This window comes from Pseudomonas sp. dw_612, assembly GCF_018449725.1.
In the GTDB taxonomy this organism is placed as follows: domain Bacteria; phylum Pseudomonadota; class Gammaproteobacteria; order Pseudomonadales; family Pseudomonadaceae; genus Aquipseudomonas.
Genome location: NZ_JAAVVC010000008.1, coordinates 235,113 through 253,702, shown reverse-complemented (window position 1 = coordinate 253,702; position 18,590 = coordinate 235,113). Strand labels below are relative to the sequence as shown.

General features: G+C 60.2%; 21 protein-coding genes. 12 read left to right on the top strand and 9 right to left on the bottom strand.

Going from position 1 to position 18,590, the window contains the following annotated elements; translation table 11 throughout:
- Positions 1-110: 110 nt before the first annotated feature.
- Complete coding sequence (locus HB680_RS15470) at positions 111-1,013, top strand: LysR family transcriptional regulator (RefSeq protein WP_213939485.1); 903 nt, start codon at positions 111-113, stop codon at positions 1,011-1,013.
- Here the strand turns inward: HB680_RS15470 and HB680_RS15465 are convergent.
- The gene (locus HB680_RS15465; RefSeq protein WP_213939484.1) at positions 987-1,934 is read right to left on the bottom strand and encodes an ABC transporter substrate-binding protein; all 948 of its coding nucleotides are present in this window, start codon (positions 1,932-1,934) and stop codon (positions 987-989) included. The genes HB680_RS15470 and HB680_RS15465 overlap by 27 nt on opposite strands.
- Positions 1,935-2,233: 299 nt before the next feature.
- Here HB680_RS15465 and HB680_RS15460 point away from each other — a divergent pair, with 299 nt between their 5' ends.
- From HB680_RS15460 to HB680_RS15440, 5 genes are all read left to right on the top strand, one after another.
- Positions 2,234-3,220: an aliphatic sulfonate ABC transporter substrate-binding protein gene (locus HB680_RS15460; RefSeq protein ID WP_213939483.1), complete on the top strand. Its 987-nt coding sequence runs from the start codon at positions 2,234-2,236 to the stop codon at positions 3,218-3,220.
- 147 nt (positions 3,221-3,367) lie between these two features.
- Positions 3,368-4,204 (top strand): ABC transporter permease, encoded by an 837-nt coding sequence (locus HB680_RS15455; RefSeq protein ID WP_213939482.1) that lies wholly within the window; start codon positions 3,368-3,370, stop codon positions 4,202-4,204.
- Positions 4,205-4,207: 3 nt separating this feature from the next.
- A complete protein-coding gene (locus HB680_RS15450; protein ID WP_213939481.1) occupies positions 4,208-4,921 on the top strand; it encodes an ABC transporter ATP-binding protein in 714 nt (237 codons plus the stop codon).
- Between the two features lie 304 nt (positions 4,922-5,225).
- A complete protein-coding gene (locus HB680_RS15445; protein ID WP_213939480.1) occupies positions 5,226-5,498 on the top strand; it encodes a hypothetical protein in 273 nt (90 codons plus the stop codon).
- A gap of 191 nt (positions 5,499-5,689) precedes the next feature.
- The gene (locus tag HB680_RS15440; protein WP_213939479.1) at positions 5,690-5,917 is read left to right on the top strand and encodes a DUF6555 family protein; all 228 of its coding nucleotides are present in this window, start codon (positions 5,690-5,692) and stop codon (positions 5,915-5,917) included.
- 132 nt (positions 5,918-6,049) lie between these two features.
- Here HB680_RS15440 and HB680_RS15435 read toward each other — a convergent pair whose 3' ends face one another.
- The 3 genes from HB680_RS15435 to HB680_RS15425 all read right to left on the bottom strand — a co-directional run bounded on the left by HB680_RS15435 (position 6,050) and on the right by HB680_RS15425 (position 7,284).
- On the bottom strand, positions 6,050-6,208 hold the full coding sequence (locus HB680_RS15435; protein ID WP_213939478.1) for a hypothetical protein: 159 nt from the start codon (positions 6,206-6,208) through the stop codon (positions 6,050-6,052).
- Positions 6,209-6,274: 66 nt separating this feature from the next.
- On the bottom strand, positions 6,275-6,586 hold the full coding sequence (locus tag HB680_RS15430) for an AzlD domain-containing protein (RefSeq protein WP_162830874.1): 312 nt from the start codon (positions 6,584-6,586) through the stop codon (positions 6,275-6,277).
- Positions 6,586-7,284: an AzlC family ABC transporter permease gene (locus tag HB680_RS15425; protein ID WP_213939477.1), complete on the bottom strand. Its 699-nt coding sequence runs from the start codon at positions 7,282-7,284 to the stop codon at positions 6,586-6,588. Before HB680_RS15425 ends, HB680_RS15430 begins: the two co-directional genes overlap by 1 nt.
- 181 nt (positions 7,285-7,465) lie before the next feature.
- Between HB680_RS15425 and HB680_RS15420 the strand changes: the two genes are divergently transcribed.
- Together HB680_RS15420 and HB680_RS15415 are read left to right on the top strand one after the other, a co-directional pair.
- Entirely contained in the window at positions 7,466-7,840 is a 375-nt protein-coding gene (locus HB680_RS15420) for a DUF2784 domain-containing protein (protein WP_213939476.1), read from the top strand.
- Between the two features lie 104 nt (positions 7,841-7,944).
- Positions 7,945-8,862 (top strand): LysR family transcriptional regulator, encoded by a 918-nt coding sequence (locus tag HB680_RS15415; protein WP_213939475.1) that lies wholly within the window; start codon positions 7,945-7,947, stop codon positions 8,860-8,862.
- 2 nt (positions 8,863-8,864) lie between these two features.
- Here HB680_RS15415 and HB680_RS15410 read toward each other — a convergent pair whose 3' ends face one another.
- On the bottom strand, positions 8,865-10,442 hold the full coding sequence (locus HB680_RS15410; RefSeq protein ID WP_213939474.1) for a sensor domain-containing diguanylate cyclase: 1,578 nt from the start codon (positions 10,440-10,442) through the stop codon (positions 8,865-8,867).
- Positions 10,443-10,565: 123 nt separating this feature from the next.
- Positions 10,566-11,096 (bottom strand): DUF3087 domain-containing protein, encoded by a 531-nt coding sequence (locus HB680_RS15405; protein WP_213939473.1) that lies wholly within the window; start codon positions 11,094-11,096, stop codon positions 10,566-10,568.
- 230 nt (positions 11,097-11,326) lie between these two features.
- On the opposite strand from HB680_RS15405, the gene ppnN reads away from it, so the two are divergent.
- A complete protein-coding gene (ppnN, locus tag HB680_RS15400; RefSeq protein WP_213939472.1) occupies positions 11,327-12,700 on the top strand; it encodes a nucleotide 5'-monophosphate nucleosidase PpnN in 1,374 nt (457 codons plus the stop codon).
- A gap of 128 nt (positions 12,701-12,828) precedes the next feature.
- Here the strand turns inward: ppnN and HB680_RS15395 are convergent, their stop codons facing one another.
- Together HB680_RS15395 and HB680_RS15390 are read right to left on the bottom strand one after the other, a co-directional pair.
- Entirely contained in the window at positions 12,829-13,500 is a 672-nt protein-coding gene (locus HB680_RS15395) for an NAD(P)H-binding protein (protein WP_213939471.1), read from the bottom strand.
- A gap of 145 nt (positions 13,501-13,645) precedes the next feature.
- Positions 13,646-14,668 (bottom strand): alpha/beta hydrolase, encoded by a 1,023-nt coding sequence (locus HB680_RS15390; RefSeq protein WP_213939470.1) that lies wholly within the window; start codon positions 14,666-14,668, stop codon positions 13,646-13,648.
- A gap of 302 nt (positions 14,669-14,970) precedes the next feature.
- Here HB680_RS15390 and HB680_RS15385 point away from each other — a divergent pair, with 302 nt between their 5' ends.
- The 3 genes from HB680_RS15385 to HB680_RS15375 all read left to right on the top strand — a co-directional run bounded on the left by HB680_RS15385 (position 14,971) and on the right by HB680_RS15375 (position 16,960).
- Entirely contained in the window at positions 14,971-15,711 is a 741-nt protein-coding gene (locus tag HB680_RS15385; RefSeq protein WP_054053489.1) for a response regulator, read from the top strand.
- A 174-nt stretch (positions 15,712-15,885) separates the two neighbouring features.
- Positions 15,886-16,344, top strand: a complete 459-nt coding sequence (locus HB680_RS15380) for a hypothetical protein (RefSeq protein WP_213939469.1) — start codon at positions 15,886-15,888, stop codon at positions 16,342-16,344.
- Positions 16,345-16,714: 370 nt separating this feature from the next.
- On the top strand, positions 16,715-16,960 hold the full coding sequence (locus tag HB680_RS15375; protein WP_213939468.1) for a hypothetical protein: 246 nt from the start codon (positions 16,715-16,717) through the stop codon (positions 16,958-16,960).
- A 155-nt stretch (positions 16,961-17,115) separates the two neighbouring features.
- Here HB680_RS15375 and HB680_RS15370 read toward each other — a convergent pair whose 3' ends face one another.
- Positions 17,116-18,588: an FAD/NAD(P)-binding protein gene (locus HB680_RS15370; RefSeq protein WP_213939467.1), complete on the bottom strand. Its 1,473-nt coding sequence runs from the start codon at positions 18,586-18,588 to the stop codon at positions 17,116-17,118.
- Positions 18,589-18,590: the final 2 nt, after the last annotated feature.

Genomic DNA, 18,590 nt, shown 5'->3' with positions numbered 1-18,590 from the left:
TCTGCTCGCGGCGGCGATGAAATGCGCTGTTGTTGTTTTCACCGAGTATTGGAATTGCAGGTAATCTTTGTAAATTGAAATGTTCGGCGCCCTGCATTCGGAAAAACAAAATGAAGAACTCGATCCAGCACATCCGCGCCTTCCTGGTCGTGGCGCAAACCGGCAACTTCGCCAAAGCGGCGGTGGCACTGAACCTCTCGCCATCGGCCCTGACCGTGCAGATTCAACAACTGGAAGACTGGCTCGGCGTTGCCCTGCTCGAACGCAGCCCACGGCATGTCGCCCTGACCAGTGCCGGGCAAAGTGCGCTGTTGCCCATGGAAAAACTGCTGCTGGACCTGGACAACATCGTCAGCGCTTCACGGGATTTGGCGGCATTGCGCCGGGGCGTGGTGACTATCGCGGCCCTGCCGTCGCTGTGTGCCGCTGCCCTGCCCCCGTTGTTGAAGCAGTTTCGCGAGCAGTTTCCGGGGGTCGAAGTGCGATTGCGGGATGTGGTGGCGCAACGGATCGACACGCTGGTGCGCGATGGCGAAGTGGATTTTGGTTTGGGCGTACGGGCGCGGATGAGCCATGGGCTGGAGTTTCAGACGGTACTGGAAGATCGGCTGTGCCTGTTCATCCCGGCCGACCACGCCTTGGCCAGGCGGCGCGCGGTCAAACTGAACGAACTGACGGATCAACCGATCATCCTGACCGGGCGCGACAGCAGTGTGCGGGAGTTGGTGGAGCAACTGTTCGCCGACGCACAGTTGCCGTTATCGCCGGGACTGGAAGCCAACTACATGTCGACGGTGCTGGCACTGGTGCGCCAGGGTTTGGGCGTGAGCCTACTACCGGAATCGGCGGATGATGGCCGGAATGATCTGGTCAAAGTGCCAGTGGATCATCCCGGCGTCACGCGCCAGATTGGCCTGATTACCCGCACGGGTCAGGCCATGGCACCGGCAGCCCAGCGCTTTATCGACCTGCTGCAGGGTGTCGGCTTACTCGGCGAAGGACTTCTGGAATGAGTGGTCGATGATCGGCGCCGTCGCGAAGGCCGCTGGCAGTGCCTTGACCTTGAACAGGAAGTCCGCGGTGCTCTGCAAATCCGCGGCCGCTTGCTGATCCACCGGGCCGACGGTCATGTGGGCCTGGCGCAACCAATGGCGCGAAACCTCCTGATCGAGGTTGGCCTTCTTCGCCCAGAGGTCGGCGTATTCGTCGGTGTGGCTGTCGACCCAGGCCCGGGCCTTTTTCAGGCGACCGAGGAAGTCGGCGATGGCTTCACGCTTGCTGTCGATGGCCGGTGTCGAAGCGGCAATCGCGCTGAGGCCGGGCATCAGGTTCTTCGCGGTGAGAATTGGCCGGGCACCCGAGAACAGAATTTGTTGCGAGATGTACGGTTCCCACACCGGGAACGCGTCAATGCTGCCCTGGGGCAAGGCTGCCGCCGCGTCAATCGGCATCAGTTTGATGAAGTCGACGTAATCTTCCGGCAGGTCGGCTTTTTCCAGGGCACGCAAGGTCAGTTGCTGGCTCCAGGCACCGGGCCAATAGGCGACTTTTTTGCCCTTGAGGTCGGCGATGGTTTTGACCGGCGAATCCTTGGGCACCAGTAAGGCGATGGTGTCCGGGTTCTGCCGCGACACACCGATCAGCTTCACCGGCGCCTGTTTCGCGGCGAGGAACAGAAAACCTGAATCACCGAGAAAACCCAGGTCCAGTGCGCCGGTATTCAGCGCTTCCGCCAATGGTGCGGCGGCCTGGAAGTGTTTCCAGTCAACGGTGTAAGGCGCCCCTTCCAGCACACCCGACGCCTCCACCGAGGCGCGAACGTTGTAGTAGTTCTGATCGCCGACGTGCAGGACGACGGGCTCGGCGGCGTAGGCAAAGGGTGCGGCGAATAGCGCGCTGATCAGCAAGCTGCGTAGGAATCGGGACGGGTTCATTGGAGGCTCCGGGGGTGTTATTCCGATAGACCATAACGCTCTTATCCCAAGCATTTTAAATTCGATTTATGCATAAGCTCATGACTGGCACCGCTCAGTGTTTGCCCAGCAACAGCGGTGCAACAGACTGTTTCGCTGGACACAGCGCTTTCTCTTTCCAATCCCCCGAAAAGCCCCGAAAACCGCTGAAATCCGTCACATGGCACAGAGCCTGCAATATTCCTTTTATGCAGGAAGCATTCATACAAACCAATTATTAGGACATAAGAATCCCGTTGCCTTGCCGGAGTTTCACCCCCATGAATCGTCTCTTCCGTTTTCCCAAAGCCAGGCACCTGATCAGCGCCGTCGCCATCGCCTTGAGCTTGCAACCCCTGGCCCAGGCCGCCGAAACCACGCCGGCCGAAGTGCATCTGGATTACGCCTATTACTCGCCGGTGAGCCTGGTGCTCAAGCACTTCGGTTTCCTGGAAAAAGCCTTGCCCCAGACCAAAGTCGGCTGGGTGCTGAGCCAGGGCAGTAACCGTTCCCTGGAATACCTCAACAGCGGTGGCGTCGATTTCGCGTCTTCCGCCAGCCTGGCGGCGGTGTTGAGCCGCGCGAACGGCAGCCCGATCAAATCGGTTTACGTGTACAGCCGCGCCGAATGGACCGCGCTGGTGGTGCGCAAGGATTCACCCTACAAGACCGTGGCCGATCTGAAAGGCAAAAAAATCGCCGCGACCAAAGGCACCGACCCGTACCTGTTTACCTTGCGCAGTCTGCAACAGGCCGGCCTGAGCAAGGACGACGTGGAACTGGTGCACTTGCAACACCCGGACGGTCGCACCGCCCTTGAAAAAGGTGATGTCGACGCATGGGCCGGGCTCGATCCGCACATGGCCGCGAGCCAGGTTCAGGCCGGTTCCCGCTTGCTGTATCGCAACACCAATTTCAACAGTTACGGGGTGGTCAGCGTCACGGACAGCTACGCCAAGGAACATCCGAAAACCATTGAAACTGTATTGAACGCCTACGAACAGGCGCGGGAATGGGCGGTAAAAAATCCGGAAGAACTGGCCAAACTGCTCGCTACTGAGTCCGGTTTGCCGCTGGAAGTGGCCAAGCTGCAATTGTCGCGTACCGACTTGAGCAACCCGCAATTGAGCGCCAAGGATGTGATCGCTTCCAAGGCTGCGGCGCCGATTCTGGTGTCTGAGGAATTGGTTCGCAAAGGGGTTAACGTCGACCAAGTCATTGATCAGTTGATAGACACCGGTTTTAAGGAAACCGTGGCCCGTCAATAAAGCCAAAGATCCTGGCCCTTGTAGGAGCAAGGCTTGCCCGCGATGAACGGTAATGCGGTCTTTCAGAAAGACCCTGTAATCGTTTATCGCGGGCAAGCCTTGCTCCTACAGGGGCGGCGATCTTTTGATCTTCGCCTGGAGACCTTAATGACCAGCAAAAGTAAATCCCTGCCCGCCAATCTGGCATTGCCCACACCACGACGCCTCAACAACGCCTGGCGATTACGCCTCAAAGGCCTGGCCCTGCCGATAGCGATCATCATCGTGCTGGAATTTGTCGTACGCATCGGCTGGCTCCCCTCCTACCAGATGCCCGCGCCCAGCGAAGTGGCCGTGACCCTGAGTGATCTGGCCGAAGGCGCGCTGTGGAAACACATCAGCGCCAGTCTGTTGCGGGTGCTGCTGGGGTTCGCGATCGGTGCGAGCCTGGCCCTGGTGTTTGCCGCGTGGGTCGGTTTGAGCCGCGAAGCCGAGGCCTATCTGGAGCCGACCTTCGCCGGCCTGCGTTCAATCCCGAGTCTGGCCTGGGTGCCGCTGTTGTTGCTGTGGCTGGGCATCGACGAGACCTCGAAAATCGTCCTGATCGCCATCGGCGCGTTCTTCCCGGTGTACCTCAATGGCGTCGCGGCGATCCGCGACATCGACCGCAAACTGGTGGAAGTCGGGCAAATGTACGGTTTCAGCCGCGCGCGTCTGGTACGGCGGATTTTGCTACCCGCCGCCCTGCCCGGCCTGTTCACCGGGTTGCGCAGTGGCATGAGCCTGGCCTGGATGTTTCTGGTGGCCGCTGAACTGATCGCCGCGACCAAAGGCCTGGGTTACCTGCTCAGCGATGGTCGCGAAACCTCACGCCCGGACATCGTCCTAGCGGCGATTATCGTATTGGCGGTGCTGGGCAAACTCAGCGACGGCATTCTCGCCGGTCTGGAGAAACGCTTCCTGGCCTGGCGCGACACCTTCAACGGCCAAAGCGCAGAGGATTGAGCCATGACCGAACACCTGCTGGACATCCGCGTGGAGCGCAAAACCTTCGCCGCCACCACCGTGCTCAACAACATCCACCTGCAATTGAAGCCCCGGGAAACCGTCAGCCTGCTCGGCCCCAGCGGTTGCGGTAAAAGCACCTTGCTGCGGATCGTCGCCGGGCTGGAAAAGGACTTTCAGGGCGAACTGAAAAACACTGCCGGTGAAGTGGCGTTCGTGTTTCAGGAACCGCGCCTGATGCCCTGGCTGACGGTGGAGCAAAACATCGGTTTCAGCGCCGACAACCAGTACGACAAGGCCTGGGTGGCGCAGTTGATCGAAGAAGTCGGCCTCGGCGGTTTTGCCCAGGCCTTGCCCAAAGCCTTGTCCGGCGGCATGGCGCAGCGAGTGGCCATCGCCCGCGGCCTGTATTCGCGCCCACAGGTGTTGTTGCTGGACGAACCCTTCAGCGCGGTGGACGCCTTTACCCGGATGAAACTCCAGGACCTGCTTCTGCAACTGGCCGAGCGTCACGCCATTGCCCTGCTGCTGGTGACCCACGATGTCGATGAAGCGCTGTACCTGAGCGACCGGGTGCTGGTGATGGACAATCGGCCGAGCAGCATTCGTCAGGAACTGGCGGTGGACCTGACCCATCCGCGAGATCGCCGCGACCCGTTGCTGGCGCAGCTCAAGGCGTTGTCGTTGACCGAGTTGCAGCGGGCACATGTCATCTGAGTTGAAATCTGCGCCGCGGAGATACGCGTACGACTGTCTTCAGTTTTAACCAGTACCCTTACAAAAAACTCGCCTATATAAACAGGAAACTCAAACGTTACATTAAGTGTTTCATGGAAGAGACACTTATATAACTGCGGCTGTTTGACGCATAACCGCTTGTCTGACATTCCAACCGTCATACATACATTTAACAGGACTACAGATAGCATGCGCGCCGCATTTCCATAAGCATTCCAGGTTGACCCAACAGTCAACAACCCAAGGAAATCCCTACAACTTTTACACCTTGCAGAGAAATAAGTTGCGCGACGATTTTGCAATTAATCAAGTCGGTGAGCTGGCGTGTGTCTATCTATCGATGACAGAACACTTGCAACTCGACTGCTTTATCGGCAATTACATAAAAACCCGAAACCTGCGCGCCGTCGCTGATATCAGCAGCACGCTGCGCACCACGCTGCAAAGCTATCCGGGCAAGCCGCCGGTGATGATCAACGAGCTCAACGCCTGGATTGACAATACGCTCGGCTATCGGGCAGCCCACCCCGACTTCCCACAGTTGGAAGACGCCTGAAGCAACGCTCCAGGGCCACGTCAGTACAAGAACTGAACGAACCGGCGCTGGAGACACTCTGAAGATAGAGGTCATACCGGCCTCTTTTTTTCAGGCGACCCTATTTCTGCATGACACTGGCACCGCAGATCTCTCTGAATTCCCTGTTCAACGACTAAGCCGATGTCATGGCTGGCTCCAAATGGAATTACATGAGCGAACTTGTCCCTTATGCCGTGCATTACCTGCTCGACGGTGTGCGACAACACTTTTTCAAACTGGCAGTGGGGTTTTCCGAGGTGGAAGCCATCCATTCGGCCTCGGCCCATGCCTACCCCGAATCCGGGCAAAACATCCCCCCACACAGCAGTCTCGAAACCGCACGCAATAAAGCTCAGCAATTGGGTATTACGCATATTCGGTGGAATGAGGCGATTTGATGTTGCGCGGTTGCTAAATGTGGGAGCGGGCTTGCTCGCGAAGGCGTCCGGTCAGTTGATGGAGATATCGCCTGACACACCGCTTTCGCGAGCAAGCCCGCTCCCACACTGGGTTTCATTGCTTTCAAAGAATCAGGGTTTCAGCGGAATCTCTATGTCGCGATCGGACAATTCCTTGCCATCATCCGGATGCTTCCAGTCCGGCGTCGAGCGCCTCTGCCGCTGGATCTCTTCTTCGCTCGGTTCGTCCGTGTCGTCATCCAGGTCCGGCTGCTTGGGATCAGTTGCCATGTGCACCTCTCTTCCTGAAGGGATCAGCTCTCCGTTTTAAGCGTAGAACATTTCCCCCCGCCCGGCTCAAAGCCACCAGCGCAGCAAAAAGAAGAAGCCCATGCTCAACAACATGCTGAGCAGCGTGTTGCGGGTATAAAGCACCAGCCCCACGGCCACCAGCGAACTGATCAGGTAGGGATTGTCCCACTGCAGGTTCAGTTGTTTGTCCGGCATAAACACAATCGGCCCGCAAATCGCCGTCAACATGCCCGGCACGGCAAACCCGAGAAACTGCCGCGCATTGCTGCTCAGGCGTACCGGCAGTCGCGGTTCGAGAAACACGTAGCGGTTCAAGAACACCAACACGCCCATGCCGATAATCACTGCCCAAACGATCATGTGCGCTCCAGGTACAGCTTGTTGCAGATAAACCCTGCGGTCATGCCCGCCAGCCCCGACAGCACCAGGGCCGAGCCCCATTGCCAATAGCTGAACAACACCGAACAGAACAGCGACACCGCCACGCAAACCACCGTCGGCACATTGCGCACCACCGGAGTGATCAGGGCGATAAAGGTCGCCGCGATGGAGAAATCCAGGCCCAGGTGTTCCAGGCCCGGGATGCTGCTGCCCAACACGATGCCGGCCAGGGTGAACAGGTTCCAGGCGATGTAGAACGTCAGCCCCACGCCCAAGGCGTACCAACGGTTGAACTGTTGTTTGTCGTGCTGACTGGTCAGGGCGAACAACTCATCGGTGAGCAAAAAACCCAACCCCACCCGCCAGCGAGCCGGCAACGGCGAAATCACCGAACGCATGCTCATCCCGTACAGCAAATGCTGGGACGTCAGCAGCAACGTGGTCAGCAGAATCGAAAAGACCCCGGCCCCGCCCTTGAGCATGCCGATGGCCACCAGTTGCGCGGCACCGGCAAACACGATGCTCGACAAGCCCTGGCCTTGCAGGGGCGTGAGGTTGGCCTCGATGGCCATGGAGCCGGCCAACAGCCCCCACGGCGCGGTGGCCAGGGATAAAGGCATGATCGCCGCCGCGCCACGAAGAAAGGCGCTGCGCGGCATGTGTGAATGGGACATAACGCTCTACAACCAGGGGAATGACCACCGACTGTGCCACCAGATGCCGGCGAAGGCTTGAACAATCTTGCGCACTTGGCGCGATGGCGCACTGTTTTGCCCGAGCGCATTGAATCGATAGAACCCGGGCCACCCGCCCGAGTACCATGGAGCCATTCAATTGAAGAGTCAGGGAATCGACATGCTTTACCGAATCGCCGCCGACGGGCTGGTGCTGTTTCACTTGTTGTTCATTCTGTTCGTGTTGTTCGGTGGGCTGCTGGTGCTCAAATGGCGCCACTTGATCTGGTGGCACCTGCCCGCCGCCACATGGGGCGTGATCGTCGAAGTCTTTCACCTGACCTGCCCGCTGACCTATTGGGAAAACCTGATGCGCGAAGCGGCCGGGCAAACCGTGTATGGCGGTGGTTTTGTCGAGCACTACGTGTTGCCGATCATCTACCCGGCCGGGCTGACACCCGCGATTCAACTGGGGCTTGGCAGCGTGGTCCTGGCGGTCAACTTGGTGGTTTACGTACGGCTGATCCGATTGTGGAAGTTGCGTCGGGCCGCGTGAATACCGTTAAAAGATCGCAGCCTTCGGCAGCTCCTACGGGGGATTGAGTCCCCCTGTAGGAGCTGCCGAAGGCTGCGATCTTTTGATCTTCGAGGAGCTTGAACATGCTGTCGATTGAAGACCTGGCCCTGCTTGAAGCCATCCGCGCAACCGGCAGCCTGTCCCGCGCCGCCGCGCATCTGGGCAAGGCACCTTCCACCGTTTCCTATGCCGCCCGGCAGCTGGAAGAACGCTTCGACGCCCTGCTGTTCGACCGTCGCCGCTACCGCTTGCAGCTCACGGCGGCCGGGGAATTGCTGGTGAACGAAGCGGCGCGGCTGGTGCAGGACGTCTCGCGCCTGACCCAGCGTGTCCAACAAGTGGCCAACGGCTGGGAGAGCCGGTTGTGGATCGTCACCGACGAACTGCTGGAGTTCGACACCCTGATCCCGGTGATTCACGAATTCGACGCGCTGGAATCCGGCGTGCCGTTGCGCATCACTCAGGAAGTGCTCAAAGGGGTCTGGGAAGCCCTGCGTGAAGGTCGCGCCGACCTGATCATCGGCGCCACCAACGAACCGCCGGCCATTCCTTCATTGCGCTGGATGCAACTGGGGGAAATGCAGTGGGTGTTCGCCGTTTCGCCCAAGCACCCGCTGGCCAAGGCCAAAGAACCGATCACCCGGGCCATGGTCACGCAGCACCGCGCTATTGTCGTGGCGGACTCATCCCGGGCCACCGAAGGCAGCACGTATGGGGTGTCCGGCGGGCAACCGGTCCTCGCGGTGCCGACCATGCGCGCCAAAATCCTCGCCCAGTGCGATGGCTTGGGCGTCGGCTGGTTGCCCCGGCATCGGGTCGGTTCCCTGCTGAGCAACGGCACGTTGATTGAAAAACAGATGGCCGATCCCCGCGAGCCGAACATCCTCTACGCCGGTTGGCGCGGCGACCATGACGGTCGCGCCCTCGGCTGGTGGCTGGAAAAGCTCAAGCAGCCCTGGCTCGCGAGCAAACTGGTCCAGGGCAGTGATCGCTTTGTCTAAACTCAGTTGGCGATGACGCTCATGTTGCGGCCACTGGCCTTGGCCACGTACAACGCCTTGTCCGCCGCCCCGACCAGATCATCGGCCCCGGCTTGTGAGTCTGGGTGGTAGGCGCAGACACCCAGGCTCACCGTCACCACGCCATCAATACCCTCCGTATGCTCGATACCCGCCAACTGCACCGCGCGGCGGATTTTTTCCGCCACCAGGAAAGCGCCGACATAGTCGGTACCGGGCAGCACCACCGCAAATTCCTCACCGCCATAACGGACGGCCAGATCACCGGGGCGCTTGATGTTTTCCGTGATGATGGCGCTGATTTTGCGCAAACACACATCGCCCGCCACATGCCCGTAGTGATCGTTGAACAGTTTGAAATGATCGACATCGATCATCAGCAACGCCAGGCCCGTCTGGCTACGCCGGGCGCGTCCCATCTCCGCCACCATGAACAGATCGAACTGACGCCGGTTGGCCAGCCCCGTCAACGCATCTTCCAGGGCCAGCAGCTCAAGGCTGCGATTGACCTCGATGAGCTTTTCCTGAGCGTCCAGCAAGACGCTTTGAATGTGATTCTGCTGCTTCATGACCCGGATCAGCCGATAACCGAGCGTGCCCAGGAACACCAGCAACAAGGCGACGATAGAGGCACTGTTCATGGATTCCTGGCGCCAACCAGTCAGCACTTCTTCCTTGTTGAGCGCCGCAAAGACAATCAGCGGATAACCCTCGACCCGGCGAAACCCCACGACCCGCACAACGCCATCCAGGTACGACTTGACCATGGCGGTGCCGGAATTGCCCAAGGGCAGCAATTGGGTGAACAGCGGCCCCTTGGCCACACTGCTGCCGACCTCGGCGTCTTTGAAGGGCCGGCGAACGACGATAGTGGCGTTGTCGGCGATCAGGTTGATGACGCCGTTATCGCCCATGTCGATGCTGTTGTACAAATCGAGAAAATGGTTGAGATAAAGCGTTGCCAGCGCCACCCCGGCGAAACTGCCGTCGGGATGATTGATCCTTCTCGACACCGTCATGATCCAGTCACCGGTCGAACGACTCTTGATCGACGGGCCAATATGCGGGCCCCGGTCGGCGTGATCGCGGTGGAAGATAAAGTATTCACGGTCGGAGTTATTGGCCTCCGGCACATTGGCGCCATTGGAATTGGCCAGCCAGCGGCCATCTTCGCCGAAAATGAACAAGCCGTGGAGTTGGGGCAATTCGCTGCGCTGGGCATTGAGCAATCGCTGCAACCGCGGCATCTGCGCTTGAGCCATACCCTCGTTTTCGAGGCGGTCCACCAGGGAAAACAACAGCGTATCGGCTTGTTTGATCGAGGCTTGCGCCTGGGACGCCAAGGTCTGCGCCAGGTTGGACATCGCCACTTCTTTGTCATGCAAGTGGTACTGACGCGAATTCCAGGCCTCCCAACTCGCAATGGCCGCCATGGACAGGCACACCGCAACCAGCAACACCACGGCATAACGGACCTTGAGCTTCGCCTGGACCTGTTCGGCCAGAAACGACGCCGTGGGTTGAAGGGCTTCGATACGAACTTTTACGGACGGTTGTCCCATGACATTCCCTGAATTCTGTTGAAGAGGCGATGCTTCCTGATCGCGTCTTTGGCCCAGCGGGCGCTTCACTACGCCTGATCATCGCTCAGACTAGCTGATGTCGTGTTTTCATCATCCTGATTTTTAGCGCGACGCCTGCTGCTTCACGGCCTCAAGCCACGCCGGATTCAATCGGGTCTGTTCGGTGTCGAGGCCCAACGCCTCCATCCGCGCCTTGTGCTGATCCATTTCCCGGGTCAACTGGCTGTGATCGCTGGAGTTGCCGTCCAGTTCGTGCATCTGGCTCAACCCCAGGTGATAGAAGCGCAGCAGTTTCATGGCCGTCGGATCGTCCTTTTCCACCGCCGCCGTCACCTGATGCATGACGTTGGTGACACTCATCAGGCTGCGCTTGAGCCGCCAGCCGTAGACCGCCGGAGCCATCCATTCCTCGTGCCAGAACCGGCCACGCATCAGCGCCACCATCAGCAGCACCGCGACAAACACACCGCCGACGTTAAACCGCAGGTTGTCGCCGCCCGGTTCGCCGAACAACGCCACCGCCGCGGTCGACAGCACCATCGCCAGCGCCAGGAAAATCAGGGCAATGATCACCGTGCTACGCCGGGTCTGGCGGCGGAAGGTTTCGGCATTCATCGGCTGGATTTCGAACATCTTGGAGGGGTTCCCTGCATCAGTGGTAAAAGGCTCTGTGAGCAAAAAGAGTGCGCGCATTATCGCCTCTGTGGGGGATTTAGCTATGCTGGGGCTCCTTTTCATCTTTTCATCGTCAAAGGAGAACATGGCGAGACCCCGTAGTTCGTGCCATCTTCTTTCATGGATACACATTATTCGGATGCCAATCGCTCCTCCTGTATGACTGGCATCGTTTTAAGGATCATTGAATGTCCCAACGACAAGTAATCAACGCCTCTGTCAGCCCTAAAGGCAGCCTGGAAACCCTGTCCCAACGTGAAGTCCAGCAACTGAGCGAAGCCGGTTCCGGCAGCACCTACACCCTTTTCCGCCAGTGCGCCCTGGCCATCCTCAACACCGGCGCCCATGTTGATAACGCCAAGACCATCCTCGAAGCCTACAAGGACTTCGAAATCCGCATTCACCAGCAGGACCGTGGCGTGCGTCTGGAACTGCTGAACGCCCCGGCCGACGCCTTCGTCGACGGCGAAATGATCGCCAGCACCCGGGAAATGCTGTTCAGCGCCCTGCGCGACATCGTCTACACCGAAAACGAACTCGACGCCCAACGCATCGACCTGAGCACGTCCCAGGGCATCAGCGACTACGTCTTCCACCTGCTGCGCAACGCCCGCACCCTGCGCCCCGGCGTCGAGCCGAAAATCGTGGTGTGCTGGGGTGGCCATTCGATCAACACCGAAGAATACAAATACACCAAGAAAGTCGGCCACGAACTGGGCCTGCGCAGCCTCGACATCTGCACCGGTTGCGGCCCCGGTGTGATGAAAGGCCCGATGAAAGGCGCGACCATCGCCCACGCCAAGCAGCGCATCCACGGCGGCCGTTACCTGGGACTGACCGAGCCGGGCATCATCGCCGCCGAAGCGCCGAACCCGATCGTCAACGAACTGGTGATCCTGCCGGACATCGAAAAACGCCTGGAAGCCTTCGTCCGCGTCGGCCACGGCATCATCATCTTCCCGGGCGGCGCCGGTACCGCCGAAGAGTTCCTGTACCTGCTGGGCATCCTGATGCACCCGGACAACGCAGGCCTGCCCTTCCCGGTCGTGCTCACCGGACCGAAACACGCGGCACCGTACCTTGAGCAACTGGATGCGTTCGTCGGTGCCACCCTCGGCGAAGCGGCGAAACAGCACTACACGATCATCATCGACGACCCGGCGGAAGTGGCGCGGCACATGACGGCTGGCCTGAAACAGGTCAAGCAGTTCCGCCGCGAGCGCAACGACGCGTTCCATTTCAACTGGCTGCTGAAGATCGACGAAGGCTTCCAGCGCCCGTTCGACCCGACCCACGAAAACATGGCCAGCCTGCAACTGAGCCGCAGCCTGCCGGCCCACGAACTCGCCGCCAACCTGCGCCGGGCGTTCTCCGGCATCGTTGCTGGCAACGTCAAGGACAAGGGCATTCGCCTGATCGAAGAACACGGGCCGTACCAGATCCGTGGCGATGCGGCGGTGATGCAACCGCTGGATCAGTTGCTCAAGGCCTTCGTCGCTCAGCACCGGATGAAATTGCCGGGTGGCGCGGCGTATGTGCCGTGTTATCAAGTGGTTGCGTAAACCAGGCTTGCACCAAACCTGTGGGAGCGGGCTTGCTCGCGAAGGGGGCGTCACATTCAACATGGATGTTGCCTGACACTCCGCCTTCGCGAGCAAGCCCGCTCCCACAAGGGAATGTGCCTGACTCGTTAGCCCCTGAGGGCCGCAGCCTGTATAGCCGGCGCCTCCAGCACGGCTCCCGCCGCCCCATGCCGGGCCACCCCCAACATCGCCTGCCCCACCGAAACGGTGGTCAGCACCTGCCGTGGAAACAGGTTGCGCAAAAGCGGCAACAACGGCCCCATCACGAGGTAGGTCCAGCGATACGCCGAGGTCTTGGACCGGGCGCCATTCAACGGCTGGATCACCCCCGGCCGAAACAGGTAAACCGCCTTGAACGGCAAGCGCAGCAGGGCATTCTCGGTGCGCCCCTTGACCCGCGCCCACATGCTTTTGCCCTTTTCGGTGCTGTCGGTGCCGGCGCCCGAGACATACACGAAGGTCATGCCCGGATTGAGTCGCGCCAGCACCTCGGCCACCGCCAGGGTCAGGTCATAGGTGAGGCGCGAATACTGCGCTTCATCCATCCCGGACGACGAAACGCCCAGGCAGAAAAAGCACGCGTCGAAACCTTGCAACTGCGCTTCGACCGCGCCGAGCCGGGTCAGGTCCGGCACCACCAGCGATTGCAGCTTGGTGTCCGTCGCCTCAATCGCGGTTCGGCCGACAACGACCACCTGCTCGACATCCGCCGCCAGCAGGCTTTCACGCAATACGCCCTGGCCGACCATGCCGGTGGCGCCGAAGATCAGTGCTTTCATGAACGGCGAATCCCTATTGAGTCGAACAATCAAATACCTGTGGGAGCGGGCTTGCTCGCGAAAGCGGTGTGTCAGTCGACTTCAATAGCGCCTGACACTCCGCCTTCGCGAGCAAGCCCGCCCCCACAGTGGTTGGGTGCCGATGTTACAGGTGATCAGCGTCAATCACCGCTTTGGCAAACGCCTGCGGATCTTCCTGCGGCAGATTGTGGCCAATGCCGCCATTGATCAAGCGGTACTCGTACTTGCCGGTAAAGCGCTTGGCGTAATCTTCGGCCGCCGGATGCGGCGCGCCATTGGCGTCACCTTCCATCGTGATGGTCGGCACGGTGATGTTCGGCGCCTTGGCCAGTCGCTGCTCCAGCGCTTCATATTGCGGTTCGCCCTGAACCATGCCCAGGCGCCAGCGGTAGTTGAAAATCGTGATCGCAACATGATCAGGGTTGTCCAGCGCCGCAGCGCTGCGGTCGAACGTAGCGTCGTCGAAGGTCCATTTCGGCGATGCGGTTTGCCAGATCAGCTTGGCGAAATCATGGCGATTTTTTTCGTAGCCGGCCTCGCCGCGATCCGTGGCGAAGTAGAACTGATACCACCATTGCAATTCAGCCTTGGGCGGCAACGGATTCTTGCCCGCCGCCTGGTTGCCGATCAGGTAACCGCTGACGGCGACCAGCGCCTCTACTCGCTCCGGCCACAGCGCCGCGACGATGTCCGCCGAGCGTGCACCCCAGTCATAGCCGCCGAGCACGGCTTTTTTGATTTTCAACGCGTCCATGAAGTCGATAACGTCACTGGCCAGCGCGGCAGGTTGCCCGTTACGCAGGGTTTTTTCAGACAGGAAATGCGTATCGCCGTAGCCACGGGCATACGGAATCAGCACCCGGTAACCCTTGGCCGCCAACAACGGCGCCACATCGCTGTAGCTGTGAATGTCGTAGGGCCAGCCGTGCAGCAGAATCACCACCGGCCCATCGGCGGGACCGACCTCGGCGTACGCCACGTTCAACAGCCCGGCGTTGACATGCTTCAGCGCGCCGAACGGGTCCGCCTTGAGGGTGCTGGCGCTGGCCGGCACGGGCGCCGTGGTTTTGACATCGGCATGCGCTGCAAACGCAGCAACGTTCAGGACCGCGAAGAAGCTGGCGACAGCGAGTTTGTTCCAGTTCATGGTGATTTCCTCAGGGGTGCAATGACCAGTGGTTGCCAGGCAAGTCGGCTTGCCTCAATGGATCCATTCAAGCGTCCCGAGGTATCTGCCATGTGTCGTAAAACCACTGCTAATAAGGCGTAACGTGTCCAACGGTGCGTGAGATACAGTGCGATACAAACAGGTGTGGAACCCTGTGGGAGCGGGCTTGCTCGCGAAGGCTGATCAACATTCAACAAAGATGTCGACTGTTACACCGCTTTCGCGAGCAAGCCCGCTCCCACAGGGGGGTTGTGGCGTACTGATAATAAGAGGGTTGAGCAATGGACCATGTGGACCACATTCTGATTGTCGACGACGATCGCGAGATCCGCGAGTTGGTGGGCAATTACCTGAAGAAAAACGGTCTGCGCACCACCGTGGTTGCCGACGGCCGCCAGATGCGCAGCTTTCTGGAGGCGAATCAGGTGGACCTGATCGTGCTCGACATCATGATGCCCGGCGATGACGGCCTGCTGCTGTGCCGCGAATTACGCGCGGGTAAACACAAAGCCACGCCGATCTTGATGCTCACCGCGCGCAACGATGAAACCGACCGCATCCTCGGCCTGGAAATGGGCGCCGACGATTACCTGACCAAACCCTTCGCCGCCCGCGAGCTGCTGGCGCGGATCAACGCCGTGCTGCGCCGCACCCGCATGCTGCCGCCGAACCTGCTGATCACCGAAAGCGGTCGGCTGCTGGGTTTTGGCCGCTGGCGCCTGGACACCACCGCTCGCCACCTGCTCGACGAAGACGACACCATGGTCGCGCTCAGCGGTGCCGAGTACCGTTTGCTGCGGGTGTTCCTCGATCATCCGCAACGGGTGCTCAGCCGTGACCAGTTGCTCAACCTGACCCAGGGCCGCGACGCCGACCTGTTCGACCGCTCCATCGATTTGCTGGTGAGCCGATTGCGTCAGCGGCTGATGGATGACTCCCGGGAATCGACCTACATCAAGACCGTGCGCAACGAAGGCTACGTGTTCTCTTACCCGGTGGAGATGCTGGGCGCGCCGTCATGAGGGGGATTTGTATCCTTGTGTATAAAACCCCGGGATAGATACGCAACACCCGACTTCGCGGCCTTCCGGCACACATCACCGATACACCCGAGCGTTTAACTGTGAACACCAGACAGCACTGACCAACCCGGTGCTGCTGACTCACTCAATCATTAAGCGCACGGAGAATCACCCATGTTCAACTTCTCGAAAGTCTCGTCCCTGGCACTCGGTCTGGCATTGATTGGCGGCCTCGGCCTGTCGAACCTGGCCTCGGCCAACACCCTGAGCGCTGCCTCCCACAGCCCGGTCCAGCAACTGCTGGCGGAAGGTGGTTCGGATCGGCTGCAACAGAATCGCGTCGCGGAATATGGCTCTGAAAACCTGCAAAAGAATCGTGTCGCCGAGGGTGGCTCGGATCGGCTGATCCAGAATCGCGTGGCCGAGGGCGGCTCCGATCGCCTGATCCAGAATCGTGTGGCCGAAGGTGGCGCCGATCGCCTGATCCAGAATCGTGTCGCCGAAGGTGGCGCCGACCGCCTGCAAGAACTGCGCGAACGCGTCGCACTGTTCAGCCCGAGCAACGCCGTGCACGCCGGGGTTGTCGTTGCGGAAAACCGCCCTGAGTTCGGCTCGAAATATCAGCGCTACTGATCACGATCCACAGCACAAGCTAGATCCCCTGTGGGAGCGAGCTTGCTCGCGATGGCGGCCAGACAGTCAATAGAGATGTTGAATGTGATGCCCTCATCGCGAGCAAGCTCGCTCCCACAGGGGTTATGTGCCAGGCACAAATAATGCGCTCAACGCCTATCAATTGTGGGAGCGGGCTTGCTCGCGAAAGCGGTGTAACAGGCGACATCTTTGCTGAATGTCAGGCAGCCTTCGCGAGCAAGCCCGCTCCCACAAGGGGTCGTGCATGAATCAACGCTCTTGATATCGACTATGCGCAAGGGTGTTTTTTCATCCTCGCGTTCCAGCACTAGAGTGGCGACATCTTCTTCCCCCACTCTGGAGCAACATCATGAAAAGCATCATCGGCCTTACCCTTGCCCTTACCGTCCTTGGCGCCACTTCGGCTTACGCAACACCACAAACCCTCGCTGCCGTAAAAGTCGGCCAGCCAGCCACCCAGAACGTCAACAGCGTCAGCATCGACACCGAACGCAAAGGCAGCGTCAACGTGCAGCAAAACGCCGAACAAGCCAAACTCTACGTGGCTGAAAACCGCCCTGAGTTCGGTTCGAAGTATCAGCGTATTGATTCTTGAGTTTATGCGGCTGACACAAAAAACCCCGGGTAGATCCAATCTACCCGGGGTTTTCTCGTTGTAGCAGCTGCCGAGCAGCGCGAGGCGGCGTTCGGCGGCGCCGCCGTCGTAAACCCTCCAGGCACGGTCATTTTGATACACCGAGGTCGCTGATTTTACGACGGCTTCGCCGCCGAACGCAGCCTCGCAGGCGCGGCAGCTGCTACGGCCAGCCGCGCCGCCAAGGCCTTCGCCTGACTCGCCACATCCGTCACCGCCGTGCTCTCCCACCACATGCCACGCAGCGGCGGGCCCATGGCGAATAGCCGTTGGGCGACCTGCCCTTCAGCGTCCACGACCGCGCCATCCACCGCCGCCGCAATTCCCAGCGCCAACGGCCCCGGCTTGATCAGTCCGCGCGCGAGCAATTGCTGTGGCAGCGGCCGGGCGACCCGGCGCCAGTCGTATTCGATGCCGCTGGAATTGATCAACGCCGCGCCGCTGACGATCACCGTTTCCGCTGCGCCACGGCGGCGGATACGAATGCTCACTTCGCTGCTCGAAGAAGGCGCCAAGCCTTTGAACGACGCCGCCTGAATCCGCAACCGCCCTTCCCCGTGCAACCGCTCCACCAATTCCGCGCTTAACGGCGGCGAGCGATGGTGATGACTCTCCCACCATGGCCGCACATGCCGCACAAACTGCCGACGCTGGACGTCCGTCGCCTGGTTCCACAACCGGCCGATGTGCGCCCGTACCGTGTCGAGCGGCGATTGCCAGTCGATGCCTTGGGCGACGGCGTCCTTACAGTGCCGACGCAATTCCCGCAGCAACTGACGCGGTGTGCGAATGCTGTGATCCTCGGCGAGAAAGTCCACCCAAACCGGCGGCTGCCGTCGTACATGGGGCAGCAACCCATGCCGGGAAAACACTTCGATCGGCCCGCGATGCCCGGCCTGTTCCAGCGATACCACGGCATCGACCATGGTCAGTCCCGAACCGATGATCAGCACCGTGGATTGCGGGTCGAGTTGGCGCATGGCGGCGACATCCCACGGGTCCAGCGCCGCCGCGTTCAAACCGCTGGATTCGGTCTGCGGCGTGCGCGCGGCGGGGAACATCCCCGTGGCCAACACCGCAAAAGCGCCCTGCAAGTGTTGACCGTCACTCAAGGTCAGTCGCACTGAATCGTCGAGCGTTTGCAGGTCCACCACCTCGGCCCGCACGTGCTCGACCGTCGAACCGTTCAACGCCCCAGCAGTTTGCGCCTCAGCCAAACGCTGCTGCACATACAGGCCAAAAATCCCCCTCGGCGGAAACAATTCGCTGATCGACACATGTTGTTCGTCAGACTCCGGCCAGCCACCCGCCGCGATGTATTCAGTCAACCATTGCGTCAGGTCATCGGCGTTGTCCGGGTCGACACTCATCCGCGCCGCGTTGCCGTTCAGCGTGTGGCCCAACTCGACCGCGCTGTAGGCCTCGCCCCGACCCAGTTCGGCGCGGGGCTCGATCACCAGCAGCGAGCGCTTGCCGGGCAAACGCAACAATTGCGCCGCCAGCATCGCGCCGCTAAGGCCGCCGCCAATGATCAGGATGTCTGCGTGGCGGATGGCGTCGGTCGCCTGTCCGCTGGAGGTTTGGTTCATGG